This window comes from Citrobacter sp. Marseille-Q5395 (assembly GCF_947057495.1).
Classification (GTDB): Bacteria; Pseudomonadota; Gammaproteobacteria; order Enterobacterales; family Enterobacteriaceae; genus Citrobacter; species Citrobacter murliniae.
In genome coordinates this window covers 93,313-120,205 of sequence record NZ_CAMSEL010000017.1, presented here as the reverse complement: position 1 = coordinate 120,205, position 26,893 = coordinate 93,313, and the positions used below count along the sequence as shown (strand labels likewise).

At 49.0% G+C, this 26,893-nt stretch carries 30 protein-coding genes and 3 pseudogenes; 21 read left to right on the top strand and 12 right to left on the bottom strand.

Annotation, left to right across the window (positions count from 1 at the left end):
- Positions 1–25 precede the first annotated feature (25 nt).
- From OH663_RS18815 to OH663_RS18770, 10 genes are all read right to left on the bottom strand, one after another.
- On the bottom strand, positions 26–400 hold the full coding sequence (locus OH663_RS18815) for an antiterminator Q family protein (protein WP_200011811.1): 375 nt from the start codon (positions 398–400) through the stop codon (positions 26–28).
- A gap of 17 nt (positions 401–417) precedes the next feature.
- Positions 418–1,413, bottom strand: a complete 996-nt coding sequence (locus OH663_RS18810; protein ID WP_200011814.1) for a DUF968 domain-containing protein — start codon at positions 1,411–1,413, stop codon at positions 418–420.
- Positions 1,410–2,096, bottom strand: coding sequence for a phage antirepressor KilAC domain-containing protein (locus tag OH663_RS18805; RefSeq protein WP_200011817.1), 687 nt, complete (start codon positions 2,094–2,096; stop codon positions 1,410–1,412). The genes OH663_RS18810 and OH663_RS18805 overlap by 4 nt, the downstream gene beginning before the upstream one ends.
- Before the next feature lie 13 nt (positions 2,097–2,109).
- The gene (locus OH663_RS18800; RefSeq protein WP_200011820.1) at positions 2,110–2,496 is read right to left on the bottom strand and encodes a RusA family crossover junction endodeoxyribonuclease; all 387 of its coding nucleotides are present in this window, start codon (positions 2,494–2,496) and stop codon (positions 2,110–2,112) included.
- Complete coding sequence (locus tag OH663_RS18795; RefSeq protein ID WP_200011822.1) at positions 2,493–3,812, bottom strand: phage N-6-adenine-methyltransferase; 1,320 nt, start codon at positions 3,810–3,812, stop codon at positions 2,493–2,495. The genes OH663_RS18800 and OH663_RS18795 overlap by 4 nt, the downstream gene beginning before the upstream one ends.
- On the bottom strand, positions 3,809–4,786 hold the full coding sequence (locus OH663_RS18790) for a conserved phage C-terminal domain-containing protein (protein ID WP_200011824.1): 978 nt from the start codon (positions 4,784–4,786) through the stop codon (positions 3,809–3,811). Before OH663_RS18790 ends, OH663_RS18795 begins: the two co-directional genes overlap by 4 nt.
- A complete protein-coding gene (locus OH663_RS18785; protein WP_047411977.1) occupies positions 4,774–5,070 on the bottom strand; it encodes a hypothetical protein in 297 nt (98 codons plus the stop codon). Before OH663_RS18785 ends, OH663_RS18790 begins: the two co-directional genes overlap by 13 nt.
- Complete coding sequence (locus OH663_RS18780; protein WP_223306644.1) at positions 5,063–5,290, bottom strand: DUF4222 domain-containing protein; 228 nt, start codon at positions 5,288–5,290, stop codon at positions 5,063–5,065. Before OH663_RS18780 ends, OH663_RS18785 begins: the two co-directional genes overlap by 8 nt.
- A gap of 172 nt (positions 5,291–5,462) precedes the next feature.
- The gene (locus OH663_RS18775; RefSeq protein WP_079905865.1) at positions 5,463–6,014 is read right to left on the bottom strand and encodes a YmfL family putative regulatory protein; all 552 of its coding nucleotides are present in this window, start codon (positions 6,012–6,014) and stop codon (positions 5,463–5,465) included.
- A gap of 10 nt (positions 6,015–6,024) precedes the next feature.
- Positions 6,025–6,270, bottom strand: coding sequence for a helix-turn-helix domain-containing protein (locus OH663_RS18770; RefSeq protein WP_061381731.1), 246 nt, complete (start codon positions 6,268–6,270; stop codon positions 6,025–6,027).
- A 97-nt stretch (positions 6,271–6,367) separates the two neighbouring features.
- On the opposite strand from OH663_RS18770, the gene OH663_RS18765 reads away from it, so the two are divergent.
- From OH663_RS18765 to OH663_RS18725, 9 genes and pseudogenes are all read left to right on the top strand, one after another.
- Positions 6,368–7,060, top strand: coding sequence for an XRE family transcriptional regulator (locus OH663_RS18765; protein ID WP_060854491.1), 693 nt, complete (start codon positions 6,368–6,370; stop codon positions 7,058–7,060).
- A 656-nt stretch (positions 7,061–7,716) separates the two neighbouring features.
- A complete protein-coding gene (locus tag OH663_RS18760; protein WP_233617151.1) occupies positions 7,717–8,319 on the top strand; it encodes a hypothetical protein in 603 nt (200 codons plus the stop codon).
- 418 nt (positions 8,320–8,737) lie between these two features.
- Positions 8,738–9,275: pseudogene (locus OH663_RS18755) on the top strand (HD family hydrolase).
- Positions 9,263–9,439 carry a hypothetical protein gene (locus tag OH663_RS18750; RefSeq protein WP_200011826.1) on the top strand — a complete coding sequence of 59 codons (177 nt, stop codon included), beginning with the start codon at positions 9,263–9,265 and terminating at the stop codon, positions 9,437–9,439. Before OH663_RS18755 ends, OH663_RS18750 begins: the two are co-directional and overlap by 13 nt.
- Before the next feature lie 146 nt (positions 9,440–9,585).
- A pseudogene (locus OH663_RS26120) lies at positions 9,586–9,750 on the top strand (ead/Ea22-like family protein); the annotation flags it as partial.
- 1 nt (position 9,751) lies between these two features.
- Positions 9,752–10,507, top strand: a complete 756-nt coding sequence (locus OH663_RS18740; RefSeq protein WP_200011830.1) for a hypothetical protein — start codon at positions 9,752–9,754, stop codon at positions 10,505–10,507.
- A 10-nt stretch (positions 10,508–10,517) separates the two neighbouring features.
- A complete protein-coding gene (locus tag OH663_RS18735) occupies positions 10,518–10,820 on the top strand; it encodes a hypothetical protein (RefSeq protein WP_200011832.1) in 303 nt (100 codons plus the stop codon).
- A 41-nt stretch (positions 10,821–10,861) separates the two neighbouring features.
- Positions 10,862–11,098 carry an excisionase gene (locus OH663_RS18730; protein WP_087878718.1) on the top strand — a complete coding sequence of 79 codons (237 nt, stop codon included), beginning with the start codon at positions 10,862–10,864 and terminating at the stop codon, positions 11,096–11,098.
- Positions 11,088–12,230, top strand: a pseudogene (locus OH663_RS18725) (phage integrase Arm DNA-binding domain-containing protein). The gene OH663_RS18730 and the pseudogene OH663_RS18725 overlap by 11 nt, the downstream one beginning before the upstream one ends.
- Before the next feature lie 101 nt (positions 12,231–12,331).
- Here the strand turns inward: OH663_RS18725 and icd are convergent.
- Complete coding sequence (gene icd, locus OH663_RS18720) at positions 12,332–13,582, bottom strand: NADP-dependent isocitrate dehydrogenase (RefSeq protein ID WP_198904455.1); 1,251 nt, start codon at positions 13,580–13,582, stop codon at positions 12,332–12,334.
- 201 nt (positions 13,583–13,783) lie between these two features.
- On the opposite strand from icd, the gene rluE reads away from it, so the two are divergent.
- The 9 genes from rluE (at position 13,784) to roxA (ending at position 22,588) form a co-directional block, all read left to right on the top strand.
- The gene (gene rluE, locus OH663_RS18715) at positions 13,784–14,407 is read left to right on the top strand and encodes a 23S rRNA pseudouridine(2457) synthase RluE (protein ID WP_045441858.1); all 624 of its coding nucleotides are present in this window, start codon (positions 13,784–13,786) and stop codon (positions 14,405–14,407) included.
- Between the two features lie 43 nt (positions 14,408–14,450).
- The gene (locus OH663_RS18710) at positions 14,451–15,380 is read left to right on the top strand and encodes a lysozyme family protein (protein WP_200011834.1); all 930 of its coding nucleotides are present in this window, start codon (positions 14,451–14,453) and stop codon (positions 15,378–15,380) included.
- A 10-nt stretch (positions 15,381–15,390) separates the two neighbouring features.
- Positions 15,391–15,852 (top strand): NUDIX hydrolase, encoded by a 462-nt coding sequence (locus tag OH663_RS18705; RefSeq protein ID WP_045441852.1) that lies wholly within the window; start codon positions 15,391–15,393, stop codon positions 15,850–15,852.
- A gap of 53 nt (positions 15,853–15,905) precedes the next feature.
- Positions 15,906–17,012, top strand: coding sequence for a tRNA 2-thiouridine(34) synthase MnmA (gene mnmA / locus OH663_RS18700; protein WP_200011835.1), 1,107 nt, complete (start codon positions 15,906–15,908; stop codon positions 17,010–17,012).
- 35 nt (positions 17,013–17,047) lie between these two features.
- Positions 17,048–17,689, top strand: a complete 642-nt coding sequence (hflD, locus tag OH663_RS18695; RefSeq protein ID WP_045449571.1) for a high frequency lysogenization protein HflD — start codon at positions 17,048–17,050, stop codon at positions 17,687–17,689.
- Between the two features lie 3 nt (positions 17,690–17,692).
- On the top strand, positions 17,693–19,063 hold the full coding sequence (gene purB / locus OH663_RS18690) for an adenylosuccinate lyase (protein ID WP_200011836.1): 1,371 nt from the start codon (positions 17,693–17,695) through the stop codon (positions 19,061–19,063).
- A gap of 181 nt (positions 19,064–19,244) precedes the next feature.
- The gene (gene phoP, locus OH663_RS18685; RefSeq protein WP_045449570.1) at positions 19,245–19,916 is read left to right on the top strand and encodes a two-component system response regulator PhoP; all 672 of its coding nucleotides are present in this window, start codon (positions 19,245–19,247) and stop codon (positions 19,914–19,916) included.
- Complete coding sequence (phoQ, locus tag OH663_RS18680) at positions 19,916–21,379, top strand: two-component system sensor histidine kinase PhoQ (RefSeq protein WP_045441845.1); 1,464 nt, start codon at positions 19,916–19,918, stop codon at positions 21,377–21,379. The genes phoP and phoQ overlap by 1 nt, the downstream gene beginning before the upstream one ends.
- A gap of 87 nt (positions 21,380–21,466) precedes the next feature.
- Positions 21,467–22,588, top strand: a complete 1,122-nt coding sequence (roxA, locus tag OH663_RS18675) for a [50S ribosomal protein L16]-arginine 3-hydroxylase (RefSeq protein ID WP_045441843.1) — start codon at positions 21,467–21,469, stop codon at positions 22,586–22,588.
- 56 nt (positions 22,589–22,644) lie between these two features.
- Here the strand turns inward: roxA and pepT are convergent, their stop codons facing one another.
- Positions 22,645–23,871 carry a peptidase T gene (gene pepT / locus OH663_RS18670; RefSeq protein ID WP_045441840.1) on the bottom strand — a complete coding sequence of 409 codons (1,227 nt, stop codon included), beginning with the start codon at positions 23,869–23,871 and terminating at the stop codon, positions 22,645–22,647.
- A gap of 249 nt (positions 23,872–24,120) precedes the next feature.
- On the opposite strand from pepT, the gene potA reads away from it, so the two are divergent.
- From potA to potC, 3 genes are read left to right on the top strand one after another with little or no spacing between them, the layout of a single operon-like run.
- Positions 24,121–25,257: a spermidine/putrescine ABC transporter ATP-binding protein PotA gene (gene potA, locus OH663_RS18665; protein ID WP_045441837.1), complete on the top strand. Its 1,137-nt coding sequence runs from the start codon at positions 24,121–24,123 to the stop codon at positions 25,255–25,257.
- The gene (potB, locus tag OH663_RS18660) at positions 25,241–26,098 is read left to right on the top strand and encodes a spermidine/putrescine ABC transporter permease PotB (protein ID WP_045441829.1); all 858 of its coding nucleotides are present in this window, start codon (positions 25,241–25,243) and stop codon (positions 26,096–26,098) included. The genes potA and potB overlap by 17 nt, the downstream gene beginning before the upstream one ends.
- Positions 26,095–26,874, top strand: a complete 780-nt coding sequence (gene potC / locus OH663_RS18655; RefSeq protein WP_003030794.1) for a spermidine/putrescine ABC transporter permease PotC — start codon at positions 26,095–26,097, stop codon at positions 26,872–26,874. Before potB ends, potC begins: the two co-directional genes overlap by 4 nt.
- Positions 26,875–26,893 lie beyond the last annotated feature (19 nt).

Here is a 26,893-nt window from a genome sequence, read left to right as displayed (position 1 = left end):
AAAAGCCCCGTTCGGGGCTTTTATTTCATAAAAAAGCGTTTTCCATATCCAATTTAACATTTAGCGAAGACAGACATCCATCTATAAATCCCTCTGCCACTTGAATCTCAATGCGTATCAACCTCTCATCTTTCTTGCTTGCCTTGGCAATCTTACGCTTAGATATGCCGTAAAGGTAATGAGCAACCAGAAGCGAATGCTCATATGGCCTCTTCTTTTTAAGTCGTGCCAAGCATCCTTCGATGATTAAAGCGTCATCATCTGTGCATGAAAGTCTTGTTTTTCCTGTATACGGTAGTAGTCCTTTAAAACCAGCCGCTATGGGGGAGTAATCCACTCCAGAACTGTCACTGGCGGCCCACCCGCCCCATCTTTCGAGCAACATTTGAATATCACGCATTACTTTTCTCCATACACTTAAGCTTTCGCAATTACGCCGATCGCCAGCGCCCGATCCATAAAACGCAGTAGCAGCTCAAGCTGCGTACCATGCTTTTGCTCGAATACCGGTACATCGGCGTGTAACTCGTCGTGGCACTCTCTGCACAGAGGGATCACGAAGAGGTCATGGGCTTTTGTTGCTGTACCACCCATACCGTGCCCTACGATATGGTGCGGATCATCTGCTGGCCGTCGGCAACACTCACAGGGTTGTGTTTTAACCCAGCGGGTGTACGTCTCATTTATCCAGCGGCGACGTTTTGGCCTGAGCATGAAAGACTCTGGCGACTCCGGATCAACAGAGAGCGTGAGTATCTTCTTCGCCTTCTCCTGCACGAGTCTGGTTGCTGACGAGGAAGGCACTATGTCGCTTTCCCTCATGACAGAACGGAGCTTCTCATCCGGAAGGCGCAGCCCTTTGTGCGCAACGCTTTCCGGAATAACATCAGCTAGGTCGTTTCTGACCATCCACCAGCACAGTTCAGGAAGCGTCAGGATATGCGACTCGGGAAAACCAGAATCACCCCGAATGACTTCCAGAATCCAGGATACCAGGTTTCTGGCCGCTATACCTGAAAGCTGTTCGGTATGCTGCCCCGACAAAGTGTGATCGCAATGCCAGCACAGGCGAATGCTTCCTGGAGGGTGCCGCATTGTTGTGAAGTTCTTGTCGTGCCACGTTGAATGTGGCCACTGGCATTCAAACCGATTACTCAACCATTGCTCAAGGGAAGGAAGCCCGCCGGCACGCTGAATAACCCGCTCATTCCCGAAGACCTGCCGCATTACCGGATCATCAGCCAGCGGCTGAATGGCGGCGGGAACAGCCCCTGTACTGAATGAAGCCATTTCTTCTGGTTCAGGTTCGAGAAGAACGCGACCGCGCATGAAGAGGTGCATCAGTTCCGCGCCGGGACGAAACAACACAATCCCCATGCGATGGGCGACTTCAGGAGTTAACAAAGCCCTCACGCCGCCTGCCCCCCCGCAATATGTTCAGCCCACAAACCACCAATCCAGCGTACTCCCTTGGCAGTGAAACGCGTCTGGCTGAATGCGTGATTGGATGTGCTCGATGTTCCCGTCTTAACTTCAAATCTTCCCGCGGAAATGTGCTGCGACATGGGGGTAAGTGTGCCGCCGAGGCGATACAGGATATTGCGTTCGATAAGGAACAGACGAAACTCAGTTTCTTTTGCGTTGATCAATTTGGCTACCTGCCGGAATGACATGGAGCCTTTTGCAGAGCAATAACGATCAACAAACTCCACTTTTGGCGCCGCGGCTGCCAGTTGGATGGTCAGTTGCTCTTTCTGCTCGGCTAAATCAGCAGCCAGGCGAAGCGCTTCCGGCAATGAGCGAGGAACACTGACACTCTGCCCTTCTTCCAGTTCCTGCCAGCGATCGACGACCGCGGCGGTAAATTCAGGAGACAATCTGGCAACAATCACCAGAGAGTCGCGTTTGTTAAAACGATACTCCTGGTACACATTACCGTTATGCTCAAAATCGAACTGCGCCAACGGCGCGGTTAAAATTCCCGCAGCAACAAGACGCTCAGCCGAGCGTTTCACGTCACTGTGTTTACTTTGAACCAGATCCGCAATATCACGGCTGGACATTGTTACTACACCATTCACGATTAACTGGCTCATACTTTTCTCCATATCAGGCGGCTGCACCCGCCGGTTCATATCTGCTGATCGTTATCTCTACCCGACCTTTCGGCACAACGGGTCCCCATTCCACCAGCATGCGCTTAATCTGGCTGTCGTCTTCCCAGACACCCGCATGCGTCAGCACGTCAAACAGGGCTTTGTTGTAATTATCGATATCCCGGCGGCGCGCATCCGGCGGGTACAGAGTGATTTCTACCGCTGCCAGTTCAGTCGATGGCTTCGGGAGACGTCGTAATTGCTCAATGATCGCCACGCAGGCAGCGCTCTGGTATTTACGGCCATCAGCGCTAATGAGGTGACGACCGGCCAGCGGCCCCTTGTTAGGGGCGCGCCAGTAAGTGTTCACGCTCGGAGGAAACGGCAGGACCAGTTTCACGCGGGCTCTCCCCGCATATTGCGAACAAGTTCAGAAGCAGCAGTAATGATTTCGCTGGTGACAGTCCGCTCCAGCCAGAGTTGATTGATATTGGCTTTCAGCTTGTGTTGCTGTGATTCATCCAGCATGTCAGCACCATCCACCTGGTCGAATACAATTCCAACCTCCAGCGGCCAGATACGGGACTCGGGAAGCGGATCCGATACTGGTTTAGCTTTCTCACGGATGTGCATGCGGATCTGGCGAATATTGGACCAACTGGAAACATCCAGGCTTCCCATAGTTGCAATGAAATCAGTACTGTTCATGCCATATTCACCAGATGCTTCAAGGGCAACAGTCCGAATACGTTCCGACATATCCAGGCGCGCAGCAGCGTCATCGAATTCAATCGACAACAGCCACTCATCCACACCGAACAAAATACTCTCACGAATAAGCAGCTTCGCTTTGTCGATCGTTAATGGTGATACCTGAGTGAATTCCGGTGCTTCGACAGAATCCGCCGCCCAGGTATGCCCAAACTTCGATTCACTGAATGTGTATTCTTCTTTATCGCCGAACGCAGCTCTGACGCATGCCCACGCCTCGACACCGCTGATATCAAAAATATCTTTCTGGGTAAGTGGCAACTCTGCTTCTGGCTTGTCAGCTACAGATTGTGTGGCAGTTGCAGGTTGAGACTTGCTGGCAGCAAATTGCGCCAAAGTCATAAACGCCCGCCCTTTTGCCTCCAGTTCTGTACGGTTGATATAGCTGAACCGCTCACCACGCCATGACTTATCGAATACAGCTATGGCACCGGCAAAAAACGCGCTGGTGGGCTTCTGTTTTTCGTCAACAGGTACAAACCACACTGGCAGATCGAACCCAATGCGCCCGCGAATGAATACAATGTGATCGGCATCTTCCGGCCACCACGTTTCACTTGGCGCGGCTTTTATCAGGAATACATAGCGACCGCCCTTCTCGCGCTGGGCTGCTGCGTACTTCATGATGTGCGTCATACCAGTGATCACTTGTTTCTCGTGGTACTGCGAACGGCTATACGGTGGGTTGCCATAGCCAGCGCCACCTAGTTCTGCCAGACGTTCAGACCAGTCCTGCGTCAGCGCGTTATCTTCGGCGGTGTACCATGCCGGGCACTTCGCGTTGTCGTCGTCTGCAAACAGGTCCAGAACTAATGGATCAAATAGCGTGTTGATCCCCCAAAAAAGCAGATCCGGTGTCCGCCACTGATCGCCAACTTCTTTCAATTCATGGGTTGGTTGGCTACGCAGTACCGCCAGCGCCTGGCAATATTTGTTTAACGTCACCCTCTGAACCCCTCTGGGATTTTGGTATCGACCGGGCCGAATTTCATTGGGTCATGCTTTCGTGCCCTTCCCCAATCCTTACGTTCCGGACGCCCAGCAGAATCCCAGCGAGTTGCAGACTGGAGGTAGCCAGGAAAATTTGACGGGATAAACAGCGTTGTTGGGCGGAGGTATTCAGCCATCTTGATATCAGCCCCCCATTTTTCTTTGCTGTAGTCGATGACCATCACCATCTCTTCAGGGGTAAAACCTTCTCGCAGCCTAGCGCGGATATGCTCAAGCGAGGTTTTGCATACCTGGAATCTTGAGCCGGTGGTCTGGTTCAAATGGGTTAAAACCTTTTTTGCCTGGTCGGTAATCACAACTTCAGGGTCGGGTTGCTGCGCAACCGGACAATAAGTTTTTTTATCCTGTGTACTCTCCTGAGTATTCTCTGTGTAATCTCCTGTATGAAAGTTTGTGGGATCCCCGCAGGCTTGTTCGTTGGGTTGTCCCATACTTGTTTGCGGGGTTTCCACATCCTTGTTTGTGGAATCACCGCAATCTAGTTTGCGGGACTGCACCAATCCAGATTGCGGCATTTCCACATTCTGGATGTTCCGCAATCTGGTTTTGTTCTGAGGTGCGGCCTTCTTCACTGACTGCGTAGTTTCGAGCAGCAGCGCTTCCAGGCGTTCAGGATTAATGCGGTAGTGCATCGTTGCTGGGACACCACGGCGATCTTCTTCCAGAACGCCAAGCTGTATCAGACGTTTGCGAGCCGTTTCCTGTTCATCACGGGTTAATGCAGTCTCGCTGGCAATATCTGCCTGGGTCTTATACATCCAGCCGCCATCCATACGGTTATGCCAGTAGACCATCTGCGAAAGAAAAACAGCCGCAACCGGGCCAGCTTTAACTTTGCCAACTCTCAGCTTGGCAAAAGCCGGGTTGTAAGCAATTGGACGATCAAGTAACTGAATCAATGTTCCCATGGTTCCTTCCTTAACCAATCCGGCACAGTAATGACATAACCGCTGGTAGCCTCACCGAACTGCATCCCGTAATTTTTCCTCAAAAGAAAGCCGTTTTCGGTCAGGTAATTGATAGCGCTTATAAAATCTGCTGAGCTGCAACAGCATATGTCTGTAAATCTCTTATCTGAAATAAGCTTTTCTTTACCCCCATCACCGCTTCCGCTTACTTGGATAAACAACATGATTAAACGATGTAATGGGCTGTTAAATTTGTAATCAAATACGATATCGGCTTCAGTCATGGTCTTTTCCTTCAGGTTGATTTAGGTAGTGATTCTCAATGCTTACACTACTCGATTTATTCATTTCCCTGAATTTCCGTCGGAACTGCTCAAGTGGGCTGAAGCATTCGTGCGGGTAGCCATCACGCAGATAGATAACGCGCTGTGTTTCTGGCTCCCAGCGGATAACACGGACTGGCACTCCACGGTGGTCTTTGAACCTTCGGTTAAGTTCGCGCACAGGCGTTTTGCCCTCCGGTTGTAGACCCCCACAATTGAAACCGCCCTACTGTGGTTACACGGAATCCAGCGGTTTGATAATCTGCGTTCATACCGAAACAACGGAGTACCCGAAACCGGGATCATCCTGAGTTGCGGTAGACGGTTAAAAGCCGTTAAACTGCTCATGCGGATTATTTCTCCATACTCGAAGAGTTGTTCGCCAAGGCGCCCGGAGCTGCACACTCGCGGGCGTCACTCTTTTCAGCGACACAAAAAACTCGATAAAGAAGCGTTACGTGCTCCTGGAACTTCGCGATAACCTGATAGCTGTTTTCCTCAATCTGAGCACGCTCATCTGCGTCAATTACCCCATCAGCCGTGGCTTTACGTACAAAATTAGAATGACGACCTATCCATTCAATCGACTCCATCAGGCGCTGGTTTATATCGGCGTTATCCAGATCATCAACGTCTGCCAGCGGTACAAATACGCCCTGAGAATGGCGCGCAACGGCATCAGCAATATGAGTTGAACCACCAGCACGTTGTAAAACCATTGCCCAGCCCAGCGGGAAGATTTGGTCGCCGTCAACACGAAGGCGGTTGAACAATGCGTTCTCTGTCACGCCCAACCATTCCGCAGCCTCAGCATATCCACCAGGCAGATCGGTAATCGTTTTTTTAATCGCTACCACCAGCCAACTAGGCTGACGTTCGACTTTCCAGATTGGTTCGTTACCCACGGTTAACCCCTTATTCCTGTGGTTTTATGTCTGTACTCGCGCCTGTACAGTTCGAATAGCGATGTGGATAAAGGATTTCTAGCTCATTGATTTTTCCCGAGAAGAAACGGACTAGACGTTCAGCAATATCTAGGGAAGCAATTTGCTGCCCTCGCTCTATCCGACTTAGATTTCCCGGGTCGATATCAACCCCTTTTGCTACATAGGAAAGAGTCATACCTTGCGATTTACGCAAGATTCGTAACGGTGATTGCATATACCCTCCTTTAATTGCGTAAAACGCATATTAATTGGAACATACGACTTGCGCAAGTTGCTTTGCACATCACGCAAAAAAAACATGTAATAGACGCATGAACATAGGAAACCGCATAAGAGAACTTCGCACTGCGAAGGGTCTAAAAATCGCTGATCTTGCTGAAGCTGTTGGTGTCGACGGAGCTAACATCTCGCGTGTAGAAACTGGCAAGCAGAAGTCATTTACTGAACAATCACTTAGCAAATATGCTCAAGCTTTAGGCGTTAGCGTTGCTGATCTATTTACTCCAGGTGGAAACAAAACTACTGTATGTGAATACAGTGGTAGTAATCCACATTCTGGAGATGGATCTGTGTTTAGAGTGGAGATTCTTGATGTTAGTGCCAGTGCTGGTGGCGGCTTTATTCAAGGCAGCGACATCATTGATGTCATCAGGTCAATCGAATACAACAATGAACGTGCGCTAGCGATGTTCGGCGGAAGAACGGCAGATCAAGTAAAGGTAATCAACGTTCGAGGCGACAGTATGGCTGAGACAATTGAGCCTGGTGATCTTCTCTTCGTTGATATCTCTATTCATGAGTTCGATGGTGATGGAATCTATGTATTTGGTTTTGATGATAAAATTTACGTCAAACGATTACAGATGATACCTGATAAGTTGTTGGTGATATCGGATAACCCAAAATATAGAGAATGGTCCGTGGACAAGACTAACGAACACCGTTTTTACATTTTTGGGAAAGTAATGATAAGCCAATCTCAATCATTCAAACGTCACGCCTGACGCTACATATCAATGTTGAAACCGCCTTTATGGCGGTTTTTTTATGCACCTAACATTGCGCAATTCGCAATTATTTACTTGCGTTATTCGCAATTTAATTTTATTGTCTACTCCATAGCGAACAGGCAGGACGCCCACGAAGTAGCCGCCGGTGGCACCGGATGATTCGCTGACATGTATCTTAGGGAAGGATTACGGGCTGGAGTGACTACCAGTCATCGACAGCTTTATACGATGAAAAGGAACCGTCTTACCTACTGTTGTCGGAGAACAATAACGTAGGAATATCAGTCAGTCACTGGCCATCACTGAAGATATTTATGACAACAAAAAGCCTCTTCCGGATGCTTCGCTCTTTAACAATTTGAATATTTACAGCGTCAATGATCTGTTTAATCACCTACGCGTAAACGTAATGTAGCACCAACAATCGCGTTGGAGTTAAGTCTATACCCACTTGAGAGCAAGAGCGGCGTGAGAACAGGCAGAACTGATAGTGTTTTTGCCGCTAGTTTATCCAAACTTTTAGGGAGGCTGAAATGGATTTATCTCAATACTTCCCGCATGATTTAATATGGGTAAATGTTAATAAATAACAAGACATCTATACTTAACAATTGTATGATATTATCGATATATAATCTTACGTAGGCAGAATGACAATGGAATGGTATGACCTTATATCAAAGGTAATTATAGGACTTGTAACAGGCTCGGTAGCAGCTTACTTAACTGCACGGTATGCACTCGGCCGTTATTATAAAGAGAAATGGTGGGACAAAAGAATAGAATTGTATACGCAATTAGTTGACTGTGTATATCTTCTGAAAAACGCAGCTGACTATTGGTATCAATATGAATTACATCGCAATTCACAATTCCCAACCTACTTTAGTTATAAATCAAAAGAAGAAGATGAAAACCTTAACAAATCTTTCTCAAGTGAGCTTGAAAAGCTAAGTAGAATAGGTGAACTATCTTCATTATTTTTGACAGAAGAGTGTGGAAATAAAATCCGTTCATTCATAGAAAATGAAGAAAATCTTTTTATTCAATGGGAGTTTGACGACATAGACCTTATGTCTGCACAAAAATCCAGACTTGATAAACTTAAAGTATTATTAGACGACATTATCATTGAAGCCAAGAGAGAACTCAAGGTTAATGGAAAATATGAGAAACTAAAAAATATAAAGTGGCCAATAATCAATCCAGACAAAAAAGACGGTTGGCCAATTAATTATTATGACAATCATTAAACCCATTTCCAAACCCGCTATGCGGGTTTTACAAACTAATACTTATATCTATTCTTCAACAAACAAAATTATAACACCATCCTTTTTACAAAATATTGCACCCACTCATTTTCAAACTATTCTCTGTTCTCCAGATTAATTATTTGGAGAGGACGACGAACTTGTCACGAATAGCAGTTTCTTTACCCAACTGAAAAAGCACTATGTCCATTCGCCATGTATGTCAGTCATTTTTTCAGTAAACGGAAATGCGCTTCTGTTAGCTGGAGGGCCTGACAGGCGATAGCGATCGCCCGTTTAATTATGTGCCCTACTAGGGTGCTTAGTTAAACGAAACCCAAAACTTTTATTCACCTTCGGGTAAGGGATTCGTGCAACCAAAATCTGCGCGGTGCAGCGCGCCAATATGGAGAAAGACATGAGCTACATTCAGACATTATCCGGTAAAAAATTTAACTACCTGACCGCCACAATCGACGATATCGATGTTGAGGATATCGCGACTGCTCTTTCCAACATCTGTCGATTCGCTGGGCATCTCCCAGAGTTCTACAGCGTGGCCCAGCACTCTGTGCTTGTAAGCCAGATTGTGCCGCCAGAGTTCGCCTTTGAAGCGCTGATGCACGACGCTGCGGAGGCATAGCCAGGATATTCCAGCCCCGCTCAAAGCCTTGCTGCCTGACTACCACCGCATGGAAACTTATATTGATGGTCTTATTCGCTTTAAATTCGGTATCTCTCTTGAACAAGCTGCTGTCGTGAAATATGCCGATCTAACCATGTTAGCTACCGAGCGCCGTGATCTGGAAATCGATGACGGTTCGAAGTGGGAAATTCTCGAAGGTATTCCCTGTTCTGATCTCGTTCGGGTTATCCCTCTCCGTCCTGGTCAAGCCTATGGCCTGTTCATGAACCGCTTTAACGAACTGGTGGAGCTGCGCCAATGCGCCGCATGAAGGTAAAAGAACTCGTTGCGGAGGCTTTTGCCTCCGTTGCTGAACTGCCACCAAAGCATGCACCGCTTATGCGCGAAGTCGCCACCAGACTGGAAGCTACGTTCGCAGCATTAAAAGAGTCTCTTGTGCAACTGGAACAGGAACGTAAAGGTAAAGCACCATGACCGCCATTGGAAAACCAACTTACGAAGAATTAGAGAAAAAATGCGCATTATTGCAATCAAAACTGGCTGCAATGAATGAACTGATGAATGTAGTGGGAAAAGCCAGCGATATTGTGAATGTGGGGGTCGCAGAGTTGCAATCTCAGAAAGCTGAACTTGAGGTGCGGGCAGTCATTTTGCCAAAACGCAGTGTTGACGAAGTCATGCACATGAGCGGATTCAGCCGGGATTATGCCGAGGGATGGTGTGCCGGTAATGACAACGCTATTCACGAAATCCGCGCCGCTGGCATTGGCGTGAAGGGAGAGTGAGATGATTCACTATCACGGCGGACCAATAACGCCGGATACGTGCGCCATAAAAGCGTGGAAAGGACGCCATGCGTTTATCAGTTTCGCGCACTCCGGGCAAATTAACCTCGCGGCTGAATACTGCCAGTCATTCGCGCTGGACAACGGTGCATTCACTGCGTGGAAAGCAGCTGGCAAAAACAAAATCGACTGGAGCGATTACTACGAGTTTGTGGCCCGCTGGAAAAATCATCCTAGCTTTGATTTCGCCATCATCCCGGATGTTATCGACGGCGGCGAGGAAGAGAACGAAGCGCTTCTTGATGAGTGGCCGCATGGGGAGTTTTTCGGCGTTCCTGTCTGGCACATGAATGAAAGCGACGAGCGTTTTATCAGGCTCTGCAATGAGTATCCCCGCGTTGCAATCGGTTCATGTGGTGACTATGACGTTAAGCGCCCCAACCTTGCTGTAGCCAGAATGAAAGACCTGATTCGTCATGTTGTTGATGCTCACAGCCAGCCTGTCACGAAGTTGCACGGTTTGCGCATGTTAAACCCGCTGATATTCACAAAGTTACCGTTAGCCAGCGCTGATAGTACAAATGTCGCCCGTAACATCGGCATCGATAAAGCATGGTCTGGTGCTTACGCGCCAGCTTCAAAAGAAACCCGCGCCGCGTTAATGGTAGAGCGCATTGAATCGCATAACAGCCCCGGCTCTCTCGCGTACTGCGAGCAGCGTGACCGGTTCGACATGCAACTGCAATTAGCAGTTTAAGGAATAACCCATGACAACTAACAACCACCCGGCGCAAGGTCCTGTATCACTCGATCGCCTGCACCAGATACGCGAACACCTGCAGCATGATACCCAGTACTCAAACGGAGGGAACAGAGCTTACATTCTCGCTGATATGTTGAAGGTGGTAGATGAGGTGTTGGCAGGTAGGAACGCCGAGCCAGTGGCAGATGTCGTTGCCTGGCACAAAGAAGGTGAAGAAAGAACCTGCGATATCCGATGGCGTCGTCACGATGTTGCGCCAGGACCGCTCTATGCTGTCCCACCTATGCCAGCCAGCAGTAAATTATAATTTTGTAAGCCCGGGTGCAGCCGGGTTGTATGGAGAAAATAATGTCGCGAATGATCCCCTTACTTGACTGGGCAAAAGAGGAATTTGGAGAACAAGCACCAAGTGAACGCATATTGAAAAAATATGCAAAGGGAAAAATGATGGTACCTCCAGCAATTAAGGTTGGTCGCTGCTGGATGGTTGATCGTAATGCCCGATTTGTAGGGATGCTTGTAGAACCGAAAATTCCGACTTCGGCTAGCCCAAGATTACAACGGATAATTGCTGATGGCTGCTAGACCACGCACTCATAAAATCTCAATACCCAACCTGTATTGCAAGCTCGATAAGCGTACTGGGAAAGTGTATTGGCAATACAAGCACCCTGTTTCAGGACGCTTTCACAGCCTCGGAACTGACGAAGTGGAAGCAAAGCAGGTCGCTACAGAAGCAAATACCATTATTGCTGAACAACGTACGCGGCAGATACTGAGCGTGAATGACCGATTAGCCCGCATGAAAGGCAAAAGAACTGATATCACCGTTACAGAGTGGATTGATAAATACATAGCAATTCAGGACGAGCGACTGAAGAATAATGAGCTTCGCCCAAACTCATATATGCAGAAGAATAAGCCCCTGAGATTATTCAGGGAGCATTGCGGAATGCAACACCTCAAGGATATTTCGACTCTGGACATTGCGGAGATAACTGATGCGATAAAGGCCGAAGGGCATAACTGAATGGCTCAGGTCGTTCGTATGGTGTTGATCGATGTTTTCAAAGAAGCTCAACATTCAGGTCACGTTCCACCGGGATATAACCCAGCAATAGCCAGCAAGCAGCCAAGATATAAAGTTACCAGGCAGAGACTGTCATTTGATGAATGGACCAAAATCTACGAAGCAGCCGAAAATCAGCAACCGTATTTACAATGTGGGATGTTACTGGCATTAGTCACCGGCCAGAGACTGGGAGATATTTGCAAAATGAAATTTTCCGACGTCTGGGATGATATGCTGCATATAGAGCAAGAAAAGACAGGATCCCGGCTTGCATTACCACTGAGTCTAAAATGTGAAATTCTGGGATTAACTTTACGCGAGGTAATCTCAAAATGTCGTGATGCCGTAGTAAGCAAATATCTTGTTCACTACCGACATACTACCTCACAAGCAACCAGAGGTGATGGCGTTTCATCAAATAGCCTGACTACAACATTTAAGAAAGCCAGAGATAAATGCGGCATTGAATGGGAGGCAGGAACCGCCCCAACCTTTCATGAGCAACGATCGCTTTCAGAAAGAATATATAGAGAACAAGGAATTGATACACAGAAATTATTGGGACATAAATCAAGAAAAATGACAGACAAATATAACGACGACAGAGGTAAGGATTGGATAGTTGTAGAAGTAAAAACAGGGTGAGCATGCCTGGTTTTTGGGGAAACGTTTTGGGGAAAGAATTTTGAAGGCCCAAAAAAACGGGAACCACTTGGCTCCCGTTCTCATACAACCCAGAATGTGGATTACATGTTTTCGATGATCGCATCACCAAACTCTGAACATTTCAGCAGCTTAGCGCCGTCCATCAGACGTTCGAAATCGTAAGTTACGGTCTTGGCGTTAATCGCGCCTTCCATACCTTTAACGATCAGGTCAGCCGCTTCAACCCAACCCATGTGGCGCAGCATCATTTCAGCAGACAGGATGATTGAACCTGGGTTCACTTTATCCTGGCCTGCATACTTCGGAGCGGTACCATGGGTTGCTTCGAACAGTGCGCATTCGTCACCGATGTTTGCACCCGGAGCGATACCGATACCACCAACCTGTGCAGCCAGTGCATCGGAGATATAGTCACCATTCAGGTTCATACAGGCGATAACGTCATACTCGGCCGGACGCAGCAGGATTTGTTGCAGGAACGCATCTGCGATAACGTCCTTAACCACGATCTCTTTACCAGTTTTCGGGTTCTTAATTTTAACCCACGGGCCACCGTCGATCAGTTCACCACCGAACTCTTCACGCGCTAACTGGTAACCCCAGTCTTTGAACGCGCCCTCGGTGAACTTCATAATGTTACCTTTGTGTACCAGGGTAACAGAATCACGGTCGTTAGCGATGGCGTATTCAATCGCTGCACGAACCAGACGTTTGGTTCCTTCTTCAGAACACGGCTTGATACCAATGCCGCAATGTTCCGGGAAGCGAATTTTCTTCACGCCCATCTCTTCGCGCAGGAATTTAATCACTTTCTCAGCATCAGCCGAGTCAGCTTTCCACTCGATACCTGCGTAGATGTCTTCAGAGTTTTCACGGAAAATGACCATATCGGTCAGTTCAGGATGCTTAACTGGGCTTGGGGTGCCCTGGTAGTAACGTACCGGGCGCAGGCAAACGTACAGGTCAAGTTCCTGGCGCAGTGCTACGTTCAGAGAGCGAATACCGCCGCCAACTGGCGTAGTCAGTGGGCCTTTGATGGCAACACGGTAGTCACGAATCAGATCAAGGGTTTCAGCAGGCAGCCAGACATCCTGGCCGTAGACTTGGGTGGATTTCTCGCCGGTGTAGATTTCCATCCACGAGATTTTACGCTCGCCTTTATAGGCTTTCTCGACAGCAGCATCGACTACTTTAATCATCGGTGGGGTTACATCAACGCCGATACCGTCGCCTTCAATGAACGGGATAATCGGATTTTCAGGAACGTTGAGTTTGCCGTTTTGCAGGGTGATCTTCTTACCTTCCGCCGGAACAACTACTTTGCTTTCCATTCACCTCTCCTTCGAGCGCTTCTGGTTCTGCTCGTCTGTCATCACGCTGCATGTGCGTTTGCGTCCTGCTACACGGATGCGTTAGAGCAACTTTTGTTAATGATTTGTAATGAGCGTGTCAATACTACCCTATTGTTCGCCGCCATGAAAGACACTCGTTCTTAGGCTATAATGCGGCAATTGATATAATCTGAAAATACCATGCAAAAAACTTCTTTTAGAAATCACCGGGTTGAGCGATTCAGCTCACGACAAGTCACTAAACAGCGTAAAGAAAACCAGCCAAAACGCGTGGTTTTGTTCAATAAACCCTACGATGTTTTGCCGCAATTTACTGACGAAGCGGGCCGAAGAACGTTAAAAGATTTTATTCCTGTACAGGGTGTCTATGCCGCTGGCCGTTTAGATCGGGACAGCGAAGGACTTTTAGTGCTAACTAATGATGGAGCACTACAGGCCCGTCTGACACAACCGGGCAAGCGCACCGGAAAAATCTATTACGTCCAGGTAGAAGGTGAACCAACACCGGAAGCCCTGGAGGCCCTGCGCAATGGTGTGACGCTCAACGATGGCCCAACGCTACCTGCGGGCATTGAGATTGTTGAAGAACCAGAGTGGTTGTGGCCAAGAAATCCGCCTATACGCGAGCGGAAAAATATTCCCACCAGTTGGTTGAAAATCACTTTGTATGAAGGTCGTAACCGCCAGGTGAGGCGGATGACGGCGCACGTTGGTTTCCCTACGCTGCGTCTGATCCGTTATGCGATGGGCAACTACACCCTGGAAAGCCTTGCTAACGGTGAATGGCGGGAAGTGCAGCCATAGCATCGTCTCTTAATGCAACCATTAACAGGGAAGAAACAACATCATGGATAAACGGATCATTGCAACGTTGATGCTGTGCGGCATATCACCATTTTGCTATGCAAAGCAGGATTGTGAAGGAATAGCCGGAATCGTGGCAGGAGAGGCAAATTATCTTTACGCCTCTGCTAAAGTGGACACTGGGTCCAGGCTGCATTTCTACTCCGCTCCAGCCAGCAAATGCCAGCTTCCCGCTTTTTTGGTCAATAGCGACACAGTAGAGGTGCTGAGAAGTTCGCAGCGTTATGAAAGCACAGGCATGCTTTCCAAAGACGAACCCTTTCGTTATGTCCGTTATCGGGACACAAACGGCACCTTCGCTACCGGTTGGGTCACAGTAGATGGGCTCGCACCGTTAACTAATCCGCTACCTGTGAGCCCAGCATGTGAGGCGTGGGCAAATAAAGCGATGTCACAGCGCGAAAAGATGCCCCCAGCCGCAAGTAACCTTTATCAGATAAACGGCAGCACGCGCGCAGGATTCTATTCGATGCCGGATGAGCAGTGTCGGAGCCGCTCCACCTTCCTGGTTCCCGGCGATATCGTTTCTGCTCAGGAAGAGTCAAAAGATGATTTTATTGAAGTAGTCTACTACACCGCCGATCGCCATATCGTACGCGGCTGGTTAAAAAAATCACAGCTGCAACCTTTAAACAAGGGTGACCGCTATCGTGACGACATTAATCCATTATCTACGGATAAAGCGACACGAGTCGCTACCCTCGATTTGCGCCATGACTATCAATGTGTTTTTTATGAGAGCTGGAATGCTAAGAACGCAATTGAGATTATCGTTCGCGAAGACCATCAAACGGAGTTATGCCGAGGTGCAGCCGATCCACAAACATCCCCTCCGATGGCCTATATCAGTATCGATAAAGCCACTGGCGAAATTAGCTGGCCAGATGTAGCTGAAGGCTTTAAAGAAGAATAAGAGGTGAACCATGTTTAAACCGCACGTCACCGTAGCCTGTATTGTGCATGCAGAAGATAAATTTTTAGTCGTTGAGGAGACCATCAACGGTAAAGCGTTGTGGAACCAACCAGCCGGACATCTGGAGGCGGATGAAACCCTGGTACAAGCTGCCGCGCGCGAGCTGTGGGAGGAAACCGGCATTCAGGCACAGCCGCAACACTTCATTCGCATGCATCAGTGGATCGCGCCTGACAAAACACCCTTTTTGCGTTTTCTGTTCGCTATTGAGCTTGCCAATATGTGCGCTACTGAACCTCATGACAGCGATATAGACTGCTGTCGCTGGGTGAGTGCGGAAGAGATCATCGCTGCGCCAAACCTGCGGTCTCCGTTGGTTGCTGAGAGTATCCGCTGTTATCAGAGCGGACAACGGTACCCACTAACAATGATCGGTGAATTTAACTGGCCGTTTACAGAGGGTGTCAAGTAAAGGGCTGCGTGCTAGAATATGCCGCCTTGAAGTTCAATGTCGTGAGTATTCCTATGTCTGAAAGCCCAAAAAAAGTGATCGTCGGCATGTCCGGCGGTGTCGACTCCTCCGTTTCTGCCTGGCTGTTGCAACAACAGGGTTATCAGGTAGAAGGCCTGTTCATGAAGAACTGGGAAGAGGACGATGGTGAGGAATACTGTACAGCGGCCGCCGATCTTGCGGATGCACAGGCTGTCTGTGACAAACTCGGCATTGAGCTGCATACCGTAAACTTTGCTGCAGAATATTGGGACAACGTCTTTGAGTTGTTTCTTGAGGAGTACAAAGCGGGTCGTACACCGAATCCGGATATTCTGTGCAACAAAGAAATTAAGTTTAAAGCCTTCCTGGAATTTGCCGCTGAAGATTTAGGTGCTGACTACATCGCCACCGGTCACTACGTTCGCCGCGCGGATGTGGACGGCAAAAGCCGCCTGCTGCGTGGCCTCGACGGTAATAAAGACCAGAGCTATTTCCTCTATACTCTCGGTTATGAGCAAATTGCACAAAGCCTGTTCCCGGTTGGTGAACTGTCCAAGCCGCAGGTGCGTAAAATTGCCGAAGATCTCGGTTTGATTACCGCGAAGAAAAAAGACTCTACTGGTATCTGTTTTATTGGCGAACGTAAATTCCGCGAATTTCTCGGTCGTTACCTTCCTGCTCAGCCAGGAAAAATTATCACCGTTGATGGTGAAGAAATTGGCCAGCACCAGGGGCTGATGTACCACACCCTGGGTCAGCGTAAAGGTCTCGGCATCGGCGGTACGAAAGAAGGTACCGAAGATCCATGGTATGTGGTCGACAAAGACGTTGAGAACAATATCCTCATTGTCGCGCAGGGCCATGAACACCCACGTCTGATGTCCATTGGACTTATCGCACAGCAATTACACTGGGTCGACCGCGAACCGTTTACCGGCACAATGCGCTGTACGGTGAAAACCCGCTATCGCCAGACAGACATTCCGTGCACCGTTAAAGCACTGGATGACGAACGTATTGAAGTTATTTTTGATGAGCCGGTAGCAGCGGTAACCCCGGGTCAGTCAGCCGTCTTTTACAACGGTGAAGTGTGCCTCGGCGGCGGTATTATCGAGCAGCGCTTGCCTCTGCCGGTATAATTATTTTATTGGTTTAATACAAGGAAGCAGTGAACGTGGCAAAGAATTATTATGACATCACCCTCGCCCTGGCAGGCATTTGCCAGTCAGCACGCCTGGTGCAACAACTGGCACACCAGGGGCACTGTGATGCCGATGCCCTACACGTTTCACTGAACAGTGTTATCGATATGAACCCCAGCTCTACGCTGGGCGTATTTGGTGGTAGCGAAGCCAATTTACGTCTCGGACTGGAAACACTGCTTGGCGTACTTAATGCCAGCAGCCGTCAGGGGCTGAATGCGGAACTCACTCGCTACACACTAAGCCTGATGGTGCTGGAGCGTAAGCTGTCAGCAGCCAAAGGCGCAATGGACACGCTGGGAGACCGTATCAACGGCTTGCAACGCCAGTTAGACCATTTTGATTTGCAGTCAGAAACGTTAATGAGTGCAATGGCGGGTATCTACGTTGACGTCATCAGCCCACTCGGTCCGCGTATTCAGGTAACAGGTTCGCCAGCCATCCTCCAGAGCCCGCAGGTACAGGCAAAAGTACGCGCTTCGCTTCTGGCTGGCATTCGTGCCGCTGTGCTCTGGCATCAGGTTGGTGGAGGCCGTCTGCAACTCATGTTTTCTCGTAATCGCCTGACCACTCAGGCAAAACAAATTCTTGCTCATTTAACCCCGGAGTTGTGATCTATGGAATTATCCTCACTGACCGCCGTTTCCCCTGTCGATGGACGCTACGGCGATAAAGTCAGCGCGCTGCGCGGGATTTTCAGCGAATACGGTTTGCTGAAATTCCGTGTACAAGTTGAAGTACGCTGGCTGCAAAAACTGGCCGCGCACGCAGCGATCAAGGAAGTTCCTGCTTTTGCTGCCGACGCAATCGGTTTCCTTGATACGATCGTCGCTAACTTCAATGAAGAAGATGCTGCGCGTATCAAAACCATTGAGCGTACGACCAATCACGATGTGAAGGCAGTTGAGTATTTCCTGAAAGAAAAAGTGGCTGATATCCCGGAACTGCACGCAGTTGCCGAATTTATCCACTTCGCCTGTACTTCTGAAGACATCAATAACCTGTCTCATGCGCTGATGCTAAAAACCGCTCGCGACGAAGTGATCCTGCCTTACTGGCGCAAACTTATCGACGCAGTGAAAGATCTCGCAGTGCAGTATCGCGACATTCCCCTGCTCTCCCGTACCCACGGTCAGCCCGCCACACCATCTACGCTGGGCAAAGAAATGGCTAACGTGGTCTACCGTATGGAACGCCAGTATCGCCAGTTAAATCAGGTGGAAATTCTCGGTAAAATCAACGGTGCAGTCGGCAACTATAACGCCCACATCGCCGCCTACCCGGAAGTTGACTGGCATCAGTTCAGTGAAGAATTTGTCACCTCTCTGGGCATTCAGTGGAACCCGTATACCACACAGATTGAACCGCACGACTACATTGCCGAACTGTTCGATTGCGTGGCGCGTTTTAACACCATCCTGATCGATTTTGATCGTGACGTCTGGGGCTATGTCGCGCTGAACCACTTCAAACAGAAAACCATCGCTGGCGAAATTGGTTCATCCACCATGCCACACAAGGTTAACCCAATCGACTTCGAAAACTCCGAAGGAAATCTGGGCCTGTCTAATGCGGTGCTACAGCATCTGGCCAGCAAACTGCCGGTTTCCCGCTGGCAGCGTGACCTGACGGACTCAACCGTCCTGCGTAATCTGGGTGTGGGTATTGGCTATGCGCTCATCGCTTATCAGTCCACGCTGAAGGGTGTGAGTAAACTCGAAGTGAACCGTGACCACCTGCTGGACGAACTGGATCATAACTGGGAAGTACTGGCAGAGCCAATTCAGACCGTAATGCGCCGCTACGGTATTGAAAAACCATACGAAAAACTGAAAGAATTGACCCGAGGCAAGCGTGTTGACGCCGAAGGCATGAAACAGTTTATTGATGGTCTGGCACTCCCAGAAGAAGAGAAAACTCGTCTGAAAGCGATGACGCCTGCCAACTATATTGGTCGAGCTATCACCATGGTTGATGAGCTGAAATAATCTCTCCTGCGCCGGATGACGCTTATGTTTATCCGGCCTGTCTGCCTCCCCCGGATGCCGGATAAGCTTTCCCTGCCGCCATCCGGCGCTTCACATCCCTTCTGGTTTATTAAATGTTTATCCCCACAGCACCATAATCAGCGTTAAACTATTCATACCGTTAATTAATGGAGCAACGATGATGCGCGTACTGGTTGTTGAGGATAATGCATTATTACGTCACCACCTGAAAGTTCAGTTACAGGATTTAGGCCACCAGGTTGATGACGCAGAGGATGCAAAGGAAGCAGACTATTATCTTAACGAACACCTGCCAGATATTGCGATCGTCGATTTAGGACTTCCTGATGAAGATGGCTTGTCGCTGATCCGCCGCTGGCGCAGCAGTGAAGTCTCCCTTCCCATTCTCGTATTAACCGCCCGGGAAGGCTGGCAGGACAAAGTGGAAGTGCTCAGCGCAGGCGCTGACGACTATGTGACCAAGCCATTTCACATTGAAGAGGTAATGGCGCGAATGCAGGCGTTGATGCGCCGCAACAGCGGTCTGGCGTCACAAATTATCTCCCTTCCGCCTTTTCAGGTTGATCTCTCACGTCGTGAATTGTCTGTCAATGACGAAGTCATTAAGCTCACAGCTTTCGAATACACCATTATGGAAACGCTGATCCGTAATAACGGCAAAGTGGTCAGTAAAGATTCGCTGATGTTGCAGCTTTATCCGGATGCCGAGCTGCGCGAGAGCCACACCATCGATGTTCTGATGGGACGTCTGCGCAAAAAAATTCAGGCTCAATATCCGAATGAAGTGATCACCACCGTACGTGGTCAGGGATACCTTTTCGAACTGCGCTAATGAATAAATTCTTGCGACATTTTTTCCCGCTATCGCTGCGTGTACGCTTTTTGCTGGCTACTGCAGGCGTGGTACTGGTGCTCTCTCTGGCCTATGGCATGGTCGCTTTAGTTGGTTACAGCCTGAGCTTTGATAAGACAACCTTCCGCCTGTTGCGCGGTGAAAGTAATCTGTTCTACACCCTTGCGAAATGGGAAAACGGTAAGATAAACGTCGAACTGCCTGAAAATCTCGATATGCAAAGCCCCACAATGTCGCTGATTTATAATGAAAATGGCAAGTTGCTATGGGCGCAACGCGATGTCCCCTGGCTGATACAAAGCATTCGTCCGGACTGGTTAAAAACCAATGGCTTCCATGAGATTGAAGCCAACGTCAATGCGACAAGCACGTTACTCAGCGAGGATCATTCAGCACAGCAGCAGCTTAAAGAAGTCCGGGAAGATGACGACGACGCCGAAATGACCCACTCCGTCGCAGTAAACGTTTACCCTGCCACGGCCAGAATGCCCCAGCTTACTATTGTCGTTGTCGATACCATCCCTATTGAGCTGAAGCGCTCGTATATGGTCTGGAGTTGGTTTATCTACGTACTGGTAGCCAACCTGTTATTAGTCATACCGCTATTATGGGTCGCCGCCTGGTGGAGCTTACGTCCCATTGAATCACTGGCCCGCGAGGTCCGTGAACTCGAAGAGCACCATCGTGAGATGCTTAACCCCGCAACCACGCGCGAGCTTACCAGTCTGGTACGCAACCTCAATCGGTTGCTGAAAAGCGAACGTGAACGTTACGATAAGTACCGCACTACCTTAACCGACCTCACGCATAGTCTGAAAACACCGCTGGCCGTATTGCAAAGTACATTGCGCTCTATGCGCAGTGAAAAGATGAGCATGAGTGATGCGGAACCCCTTATGCTGGAACAGATCAGCCGTATTTCTCAGCAAATTGGCTATTACCTGCATCGCGCCAGTATGCGAGGCAGTAGCGCTCTCCTCAGCCGCGAACTGCACCCTGTTGCCCCTTTACTGGATAAACTGACATCCGCCCTCAATAAGGTGTATCAGCGCAAAGGCGTCAATATCAGTCTCGATATCTCACCCGAAATCAGCTTTGTTGGCGAGCAGAATGATTTTGTCGAAGTGATGGGTAACGTCCTGGATAACGCCTGTAAATACTGCCTGGAGTTCGTCGAAATTTCAGCGCAACTGTCGGAAGACCGCCTGCATATTCTGGTTGAAGACGACGGTCCAGGAATACCACAAAGCAAGCGTGAAATCGTATTTGATCGCGGTCAGCGTGTTGATACGTTACGACCAGGTCAGGGCGTGGGGTTGGCGGTAGCCCGTGAAATTACCGAACAATATGACGGACAAATTATCGCCGGAGACAGCCTGTTAGGCGGTGCACGAATGGAAGTTATTTTTGGCCGTCAGCATCCGGGGCAAAACGACGAGTAGCTGTTTGTAATATTTATGTGCAGACATCACTTATCTGGTTAAGCATCCGTTATAATCGGAGCAACTAACAGCCTGCGGATGCTCATTATGGAATACCAATTAAACCTCAACTGGCCCGATTTTCTTGAACGCCACTGGCAAAAGCGCCCTGTGGTCTTAAAGCGTGGTTTTAACAATTTTATTGATCCGCTCTCCCCTGACGAACTGGCTGGCCTGGCAATGGAAAGCGAAGTAGACAGTCGACTTGTCAGCCATCAGGATGGTAAATGGCAGGTTAGCCACGGTCCTTTTGAGAGCTATGACCACCTTGGCGAAAACAACTGGTCGCTACTGGTGCAGGCTGTCAATCACTGGCACGAACCCACCGCTGCGCTAATGCGCCCTTTCCGGGAGTTACCGGACTGGCGTATCGACGATCTGATGATCTCCTTTTCGGTACCTGGTGGCGGCGTGGGCCCGCACCTGGATCAGTATGATGTATTTATTATTCAGGGTACCGGTCGCCGTCGCTGGCGTGTGGGTGAAAAACTCCAGCTCAAGCAACATTGTCCGCACCCGGACCTGCTACAGGTCGACCCGTTTGAAGCCATTATTGATGAAGAGCTGGAGCCTGGCGATATTCTGTATATTCCACCAGGATTCCCGCACGAAGGTTATGCGCTGGAAAACGCGATGAATTATTCGGTAGGTTTTCGCGCGCCCAATACCCGGGAGCTTATCAGCGGATTTGCTGATTACGTTCTGCAACGCGAGCTGGGTAGCACTTACTACAGCGACCCGGATCTGCCAGCCCGTGATCATCCGGCGGATGTTCTGCCGCAGGAAATGGACAAACTGCGCGAAATGATGCTTGGGCTGATTAACCAGCCTGAACATTTTAAACAGTGGTTTGGCGAGTTTATTTCCCAGTCTCGTCACGAGCTGGATATCGCCCCACCAGAGCCGCCTTATCAGCCAGACGAAATCTATGATGCCCTGAAACAGGGTGATGTGCTGGTGCGTCTCGGTGGATTGCGCGTATTACGTGTAGGTGATGATGTCTACGCTAACGGTGAAAAAATTGACTCTCCGCATCGACCTGCCCTTGAGGCGCTGGCCAACCATATTGTGCTGACAGCCGAAAACTTCGATGATGCGCTGGAAGATCCCTCTTTCCTTGCAATGCTTGCCGCACTGGTAAACAGCGGGTACTGGTTCTTCGAAGGATAATTGTTGTCGTCATGCCGGATGAGGCGTCAGCCGTCATCCGGCATCTACAGATAAACTTACTTCTGTTTTGCGGTCAATTCCGCAATACGCACGATCACCTGCACTGCTTTTTCCATTCCCTCCAGCGTCACAAACTCATGCTTACCATGATAGTTGTAGCCGCCAGTAAACAAATTCGGACATGGTAATCCCATAAACGACAGCTGCGCGCCGTCGGTGCCGCCACGAATGGGTTTCAACACCGGCTGAATATCACAATCACGCATCGCCTGCTGTGCAATATCCAGGACATGTGGATGTTCAACGACTTTTTCGCGCATATTGTAGTAACTGTCTTCTATCACCAGTTCAATATAGCAATCCGGGTGTAACCCCTTGCCGACTTTTTTGGCGATATCCATAATTTTACGTTTACGTGCTTCAAACTGTTTGCGGTCGAAATCACGGATGATGTAGTGCATATCCGCCCGATCAACCGTACCTTTCATGCTTGCCAGGTGATAAAAACCTTCATAACCCTCAGTGGTTTCCGGGCTTTCATCGGCTGGAACTTCAGCATGAATGCGGGCTGCCAACGACAGCGCATTCACCATTACCCCTTTTGCCGTGCCAGGATGCACATTATTGCCGACGATCTTGATATTGACCGATGCCGCATTGAAGTTTTCAAACTCCAGCTCACCCACGCCACCACCGTCAACGGTATAAGCCCATTTCGCATCAAAGGCTGCAACATCAAAATGCTTTGCCCCTTTGCCAACCTCTTCGTCAGGCGTAAAGGCCACGCGAATATCACCATGCGGAATGTTTTTCTGTATCAGTACGGCCAGCGCGGTCATGATTTCTGCCACGCCCGCTTTGTCATCAGCTCCCAGTAACGTTTTGCCGTCTGTGGTAATCAACGTCTGCCCAAGAAGTTGATGCAGCACCGGGAACATCACCGGCGACAGAACCTCATCACCAATACCTAGCGCAATATCGCCGCCACGGTAGTTTTCAACGATTTGCGGATTGACGTTTTTGCCACTGAAATCCGGTGAGGTATCCACATGAGAAATGAAACCGATAGCGGGAATATTACCTGCCACGTTAGCGGGCAACGTTGCCATCAACGTTCCCTTGTCGCTCAATGCAACGTTAATCAGCCCCATCTCTTCGAGTTGCTGCTTAAGCAACTGCAATAACTTCCACTGTCCTTCGGTGCTGGGAACCTGCCGCACGCCCGATTTTGATTGGGTGTCCAGCGACACGTAGTGTAAAAAACGCTCAAGTAGTTTATCCATGCAGTCACCCTCACTTTTTGTGACAACATTATCAATAAGCAACAAAAGACAAATATTGCGTCAGGTCACTTTTATCCCCGCAAATGAGAATATTTCGCCATGACATCCTTCTGAATATAAAGCTAAGTCAGTAATTCGCAACAAGGATTGGCGATTACAATGGTTTGCCGTAGAATAACGGCCCTCATTAAGAGACATCAAGGTGGTCAACCACAAACCCCGCAATGGTCAGAAATCCGTTGCGTTTACATGGGACAGAGTAAAAAATTGAATAAACAACCGCGTTCGCTTTCTCCACTGGTGCAATTAGCGGGAATTCGCAAAAGTTTCGATGGTAAAGAGGTGATTTCTAACCTTGATTTGACCATCAACAATGGCGAATTCCTCACGCTGCTTGGCCCCTCTGGCTGCGGTAAAACGACCGTTCTTCGCCTGATTGCGGGTCTGGAAACGGTTGATTCCGGTCATATCATGCTGGACAACCAGGACATCACTCACGTTCCTGCGGAAAACCGCTACGTGAACACCGTATTCCAAAGCTATGCGTTATTCCCCCACATGACCGTTTTCGAAAATGTGGCTTTCGGTTTACGCATGCAGAAGACCCCCGCAGCTGACATTCCTCCTCGCGTCACCGAAGCCTTACGTATGGTGCAACTGGAAGAGTTTGCCCAGCGCAAACCACATCAACTCTCCGGTGGGCAGCAACAGCGTGTGGCGATTGCCCGTGCGGTAGTCAACAAACCTCGTTTGCTGTTGTTGGATGAATCACTCTCTGCGCTGGACTACAAACTGCGCAAGCAGATGCAGAACGAACTGAAAGCACTGCAACGTAAGCTCGGCATTACTTTTGTTTTTGTCACTCACGACCAGGAAGAAGCTCTGACGATGTCAGACCGCATCGTAGTGATGCGTGATGGCCGTATTGAACAGGACGGTACGCCGCGTGAAATCTACGAAGAGCCAAAAAATCTGTTCGTTGCCGGATTCATCGGTGAGATCAATATGTTTAATGCGACCGTTATTGAACGTCTGGACGAACAGCGCGTTCGCGCTAACGTTGAAGGTCGCGAGTGCAACATTTATGTGAATTTCGCGGTTGTTCCAGGACAGAAATTAAACGTCCTGCTGCGTCCGGAAGATTTGCGCGTTGATGAGATCAATGATGATAATCATATCGAAGGACTTATCGGCTACGTGCGCGAGCGCAACTACAAAGGCATGACGCTGGAGTCAGTTGTCGAACTGGAAAATGGCAAGATGGTGATGGTCAGTGAATTCTTCAATGAAGACGACCCTGACTTCGATCACTCTCTCGACCAGAAAATGGCCATTAACTGGGTAGAAAGCTGGGAGGTCGTACTGGCTGATGAAGAACACAAGTAAATTCCAGAGTGTGGTGATCGTCACCATTGTCGGTTGGCTTGTGTTATTTGTCTTTCTGCCCAACCTGATGATCATTGGCACCAGCTTTTTGACCCGCGACGATGCAAATTTCGTCAAAATGGTCTTTACGCTGGAAAACTACGCTCGTCTACTCGATCCGCTCTATTTTGAGGTACTGGTTCACTCCCTCAATATGGCGCTAATTGCCACACTTGCTTGTCTTGTGCTCGGCTATCCTTTTGCCTGGTTTTTAGTAAAGCTGCCAGAAAAAGTTCGTCCACTGCTACTGTTCCTGCTGATTGTTCCATTCTGGACCAACTCGTTAATTCGCATCTATGGACTCAAAATTTTTCTCAGCACCAAAGGCTATCTCAACGAGTTTCTTCTATGGCTCGGTGTGATTGACACGCCAATTCGCATCATGTTTACCCCCAGTGCAGTAATTATCGGTCTGGTTTACATCCTGCTGCCGTTTATGGTGATGCCGCTCTACTCCAGCATCGAGAAGCTGGACAAGCCACTACTGGAAGCGGCACGCGATCTGGGAGCAAGCAAATTTCAGACCTTTACCCGCATCATTATTCCGCTGACCATGCCGGGGATTATCGCTGGTTGTCTGCTGGTTATGCTGCCCGCGATGGGACTGTTTTACGTTTCCGATCTGATGGGCGGTGCGAAAAACCTGTTAATTGGTAACGTGATTAAAGTTCAGTTCCTGAATATCCGCGACTGGCCATTTGGTGCAGCTACCAGCATTACTCTGACCATCGTGATGGGGCTGATGCTATTGATATACTGGCGTGCTTCCCGCCTGCTGAACAAGAAGGTGGAACTCGAATGATCGGTCGACTGCTTCGCGGCGGTTTTATGACCGCAATCTACGCGTATCTGTACATTCCAATCATTATTTTGATTGTGAACTCTTTCAACAGCTCGCGCTTTGGCATCAACTGGCAAGGTTTTACCACCAAATGGTATGGCCTGTTGATGAATAATGACAGCCTGTTGCAGGCAGCGCAGCATTCACTGACCATGGCCGTGTTATCTGCAACATTTGCGACCCTGATTGGTTCACTGACGGCAGTTGCACTTTATCGCTATCGTTTTCGCGGCAAACCGTTTGTCAGCGGCATGCTGTTTGTGGTGATGATGTCACCAGATATCGTAATGGCGATTTCGCTGCTGGTGCTGTTTATGCTGATCGGGATCCAACTCGGCTTCTGGTCACTGCTGTTCTCGCATATCACCTTCTGCCTGCCTTTTGTGGTAGTGACAGTTTACTCGCGCCTGAAAGGATTTGACGTGCGTATGCTTGAGGCAGCGAAGGATCTGGGGGCCAGTGAAGTGACTATTTTGCGCAAAATTATTCTACCACTGGCCATGCCTGCGGTAGCTGCAGGCTGGTTACTGAGCTTTACCCTGTCGATGGATGATGTCGTTGTCTCATCATTCGTTACCGGACCTGGCTATGAAATTCTGCCACTAAAAATCTACTCAATGGTTAAAGTAGGCGTTTCACCGGAAGTTAACGCGCTGGCTACCATTTTGTTGGTTCTGTCGCTGGTTATGGTTATCGCCAGCCAGCTTATTGCACGTGATAAAACCAAGGGCCGCTAAGGCCGATACTCAGGGGACG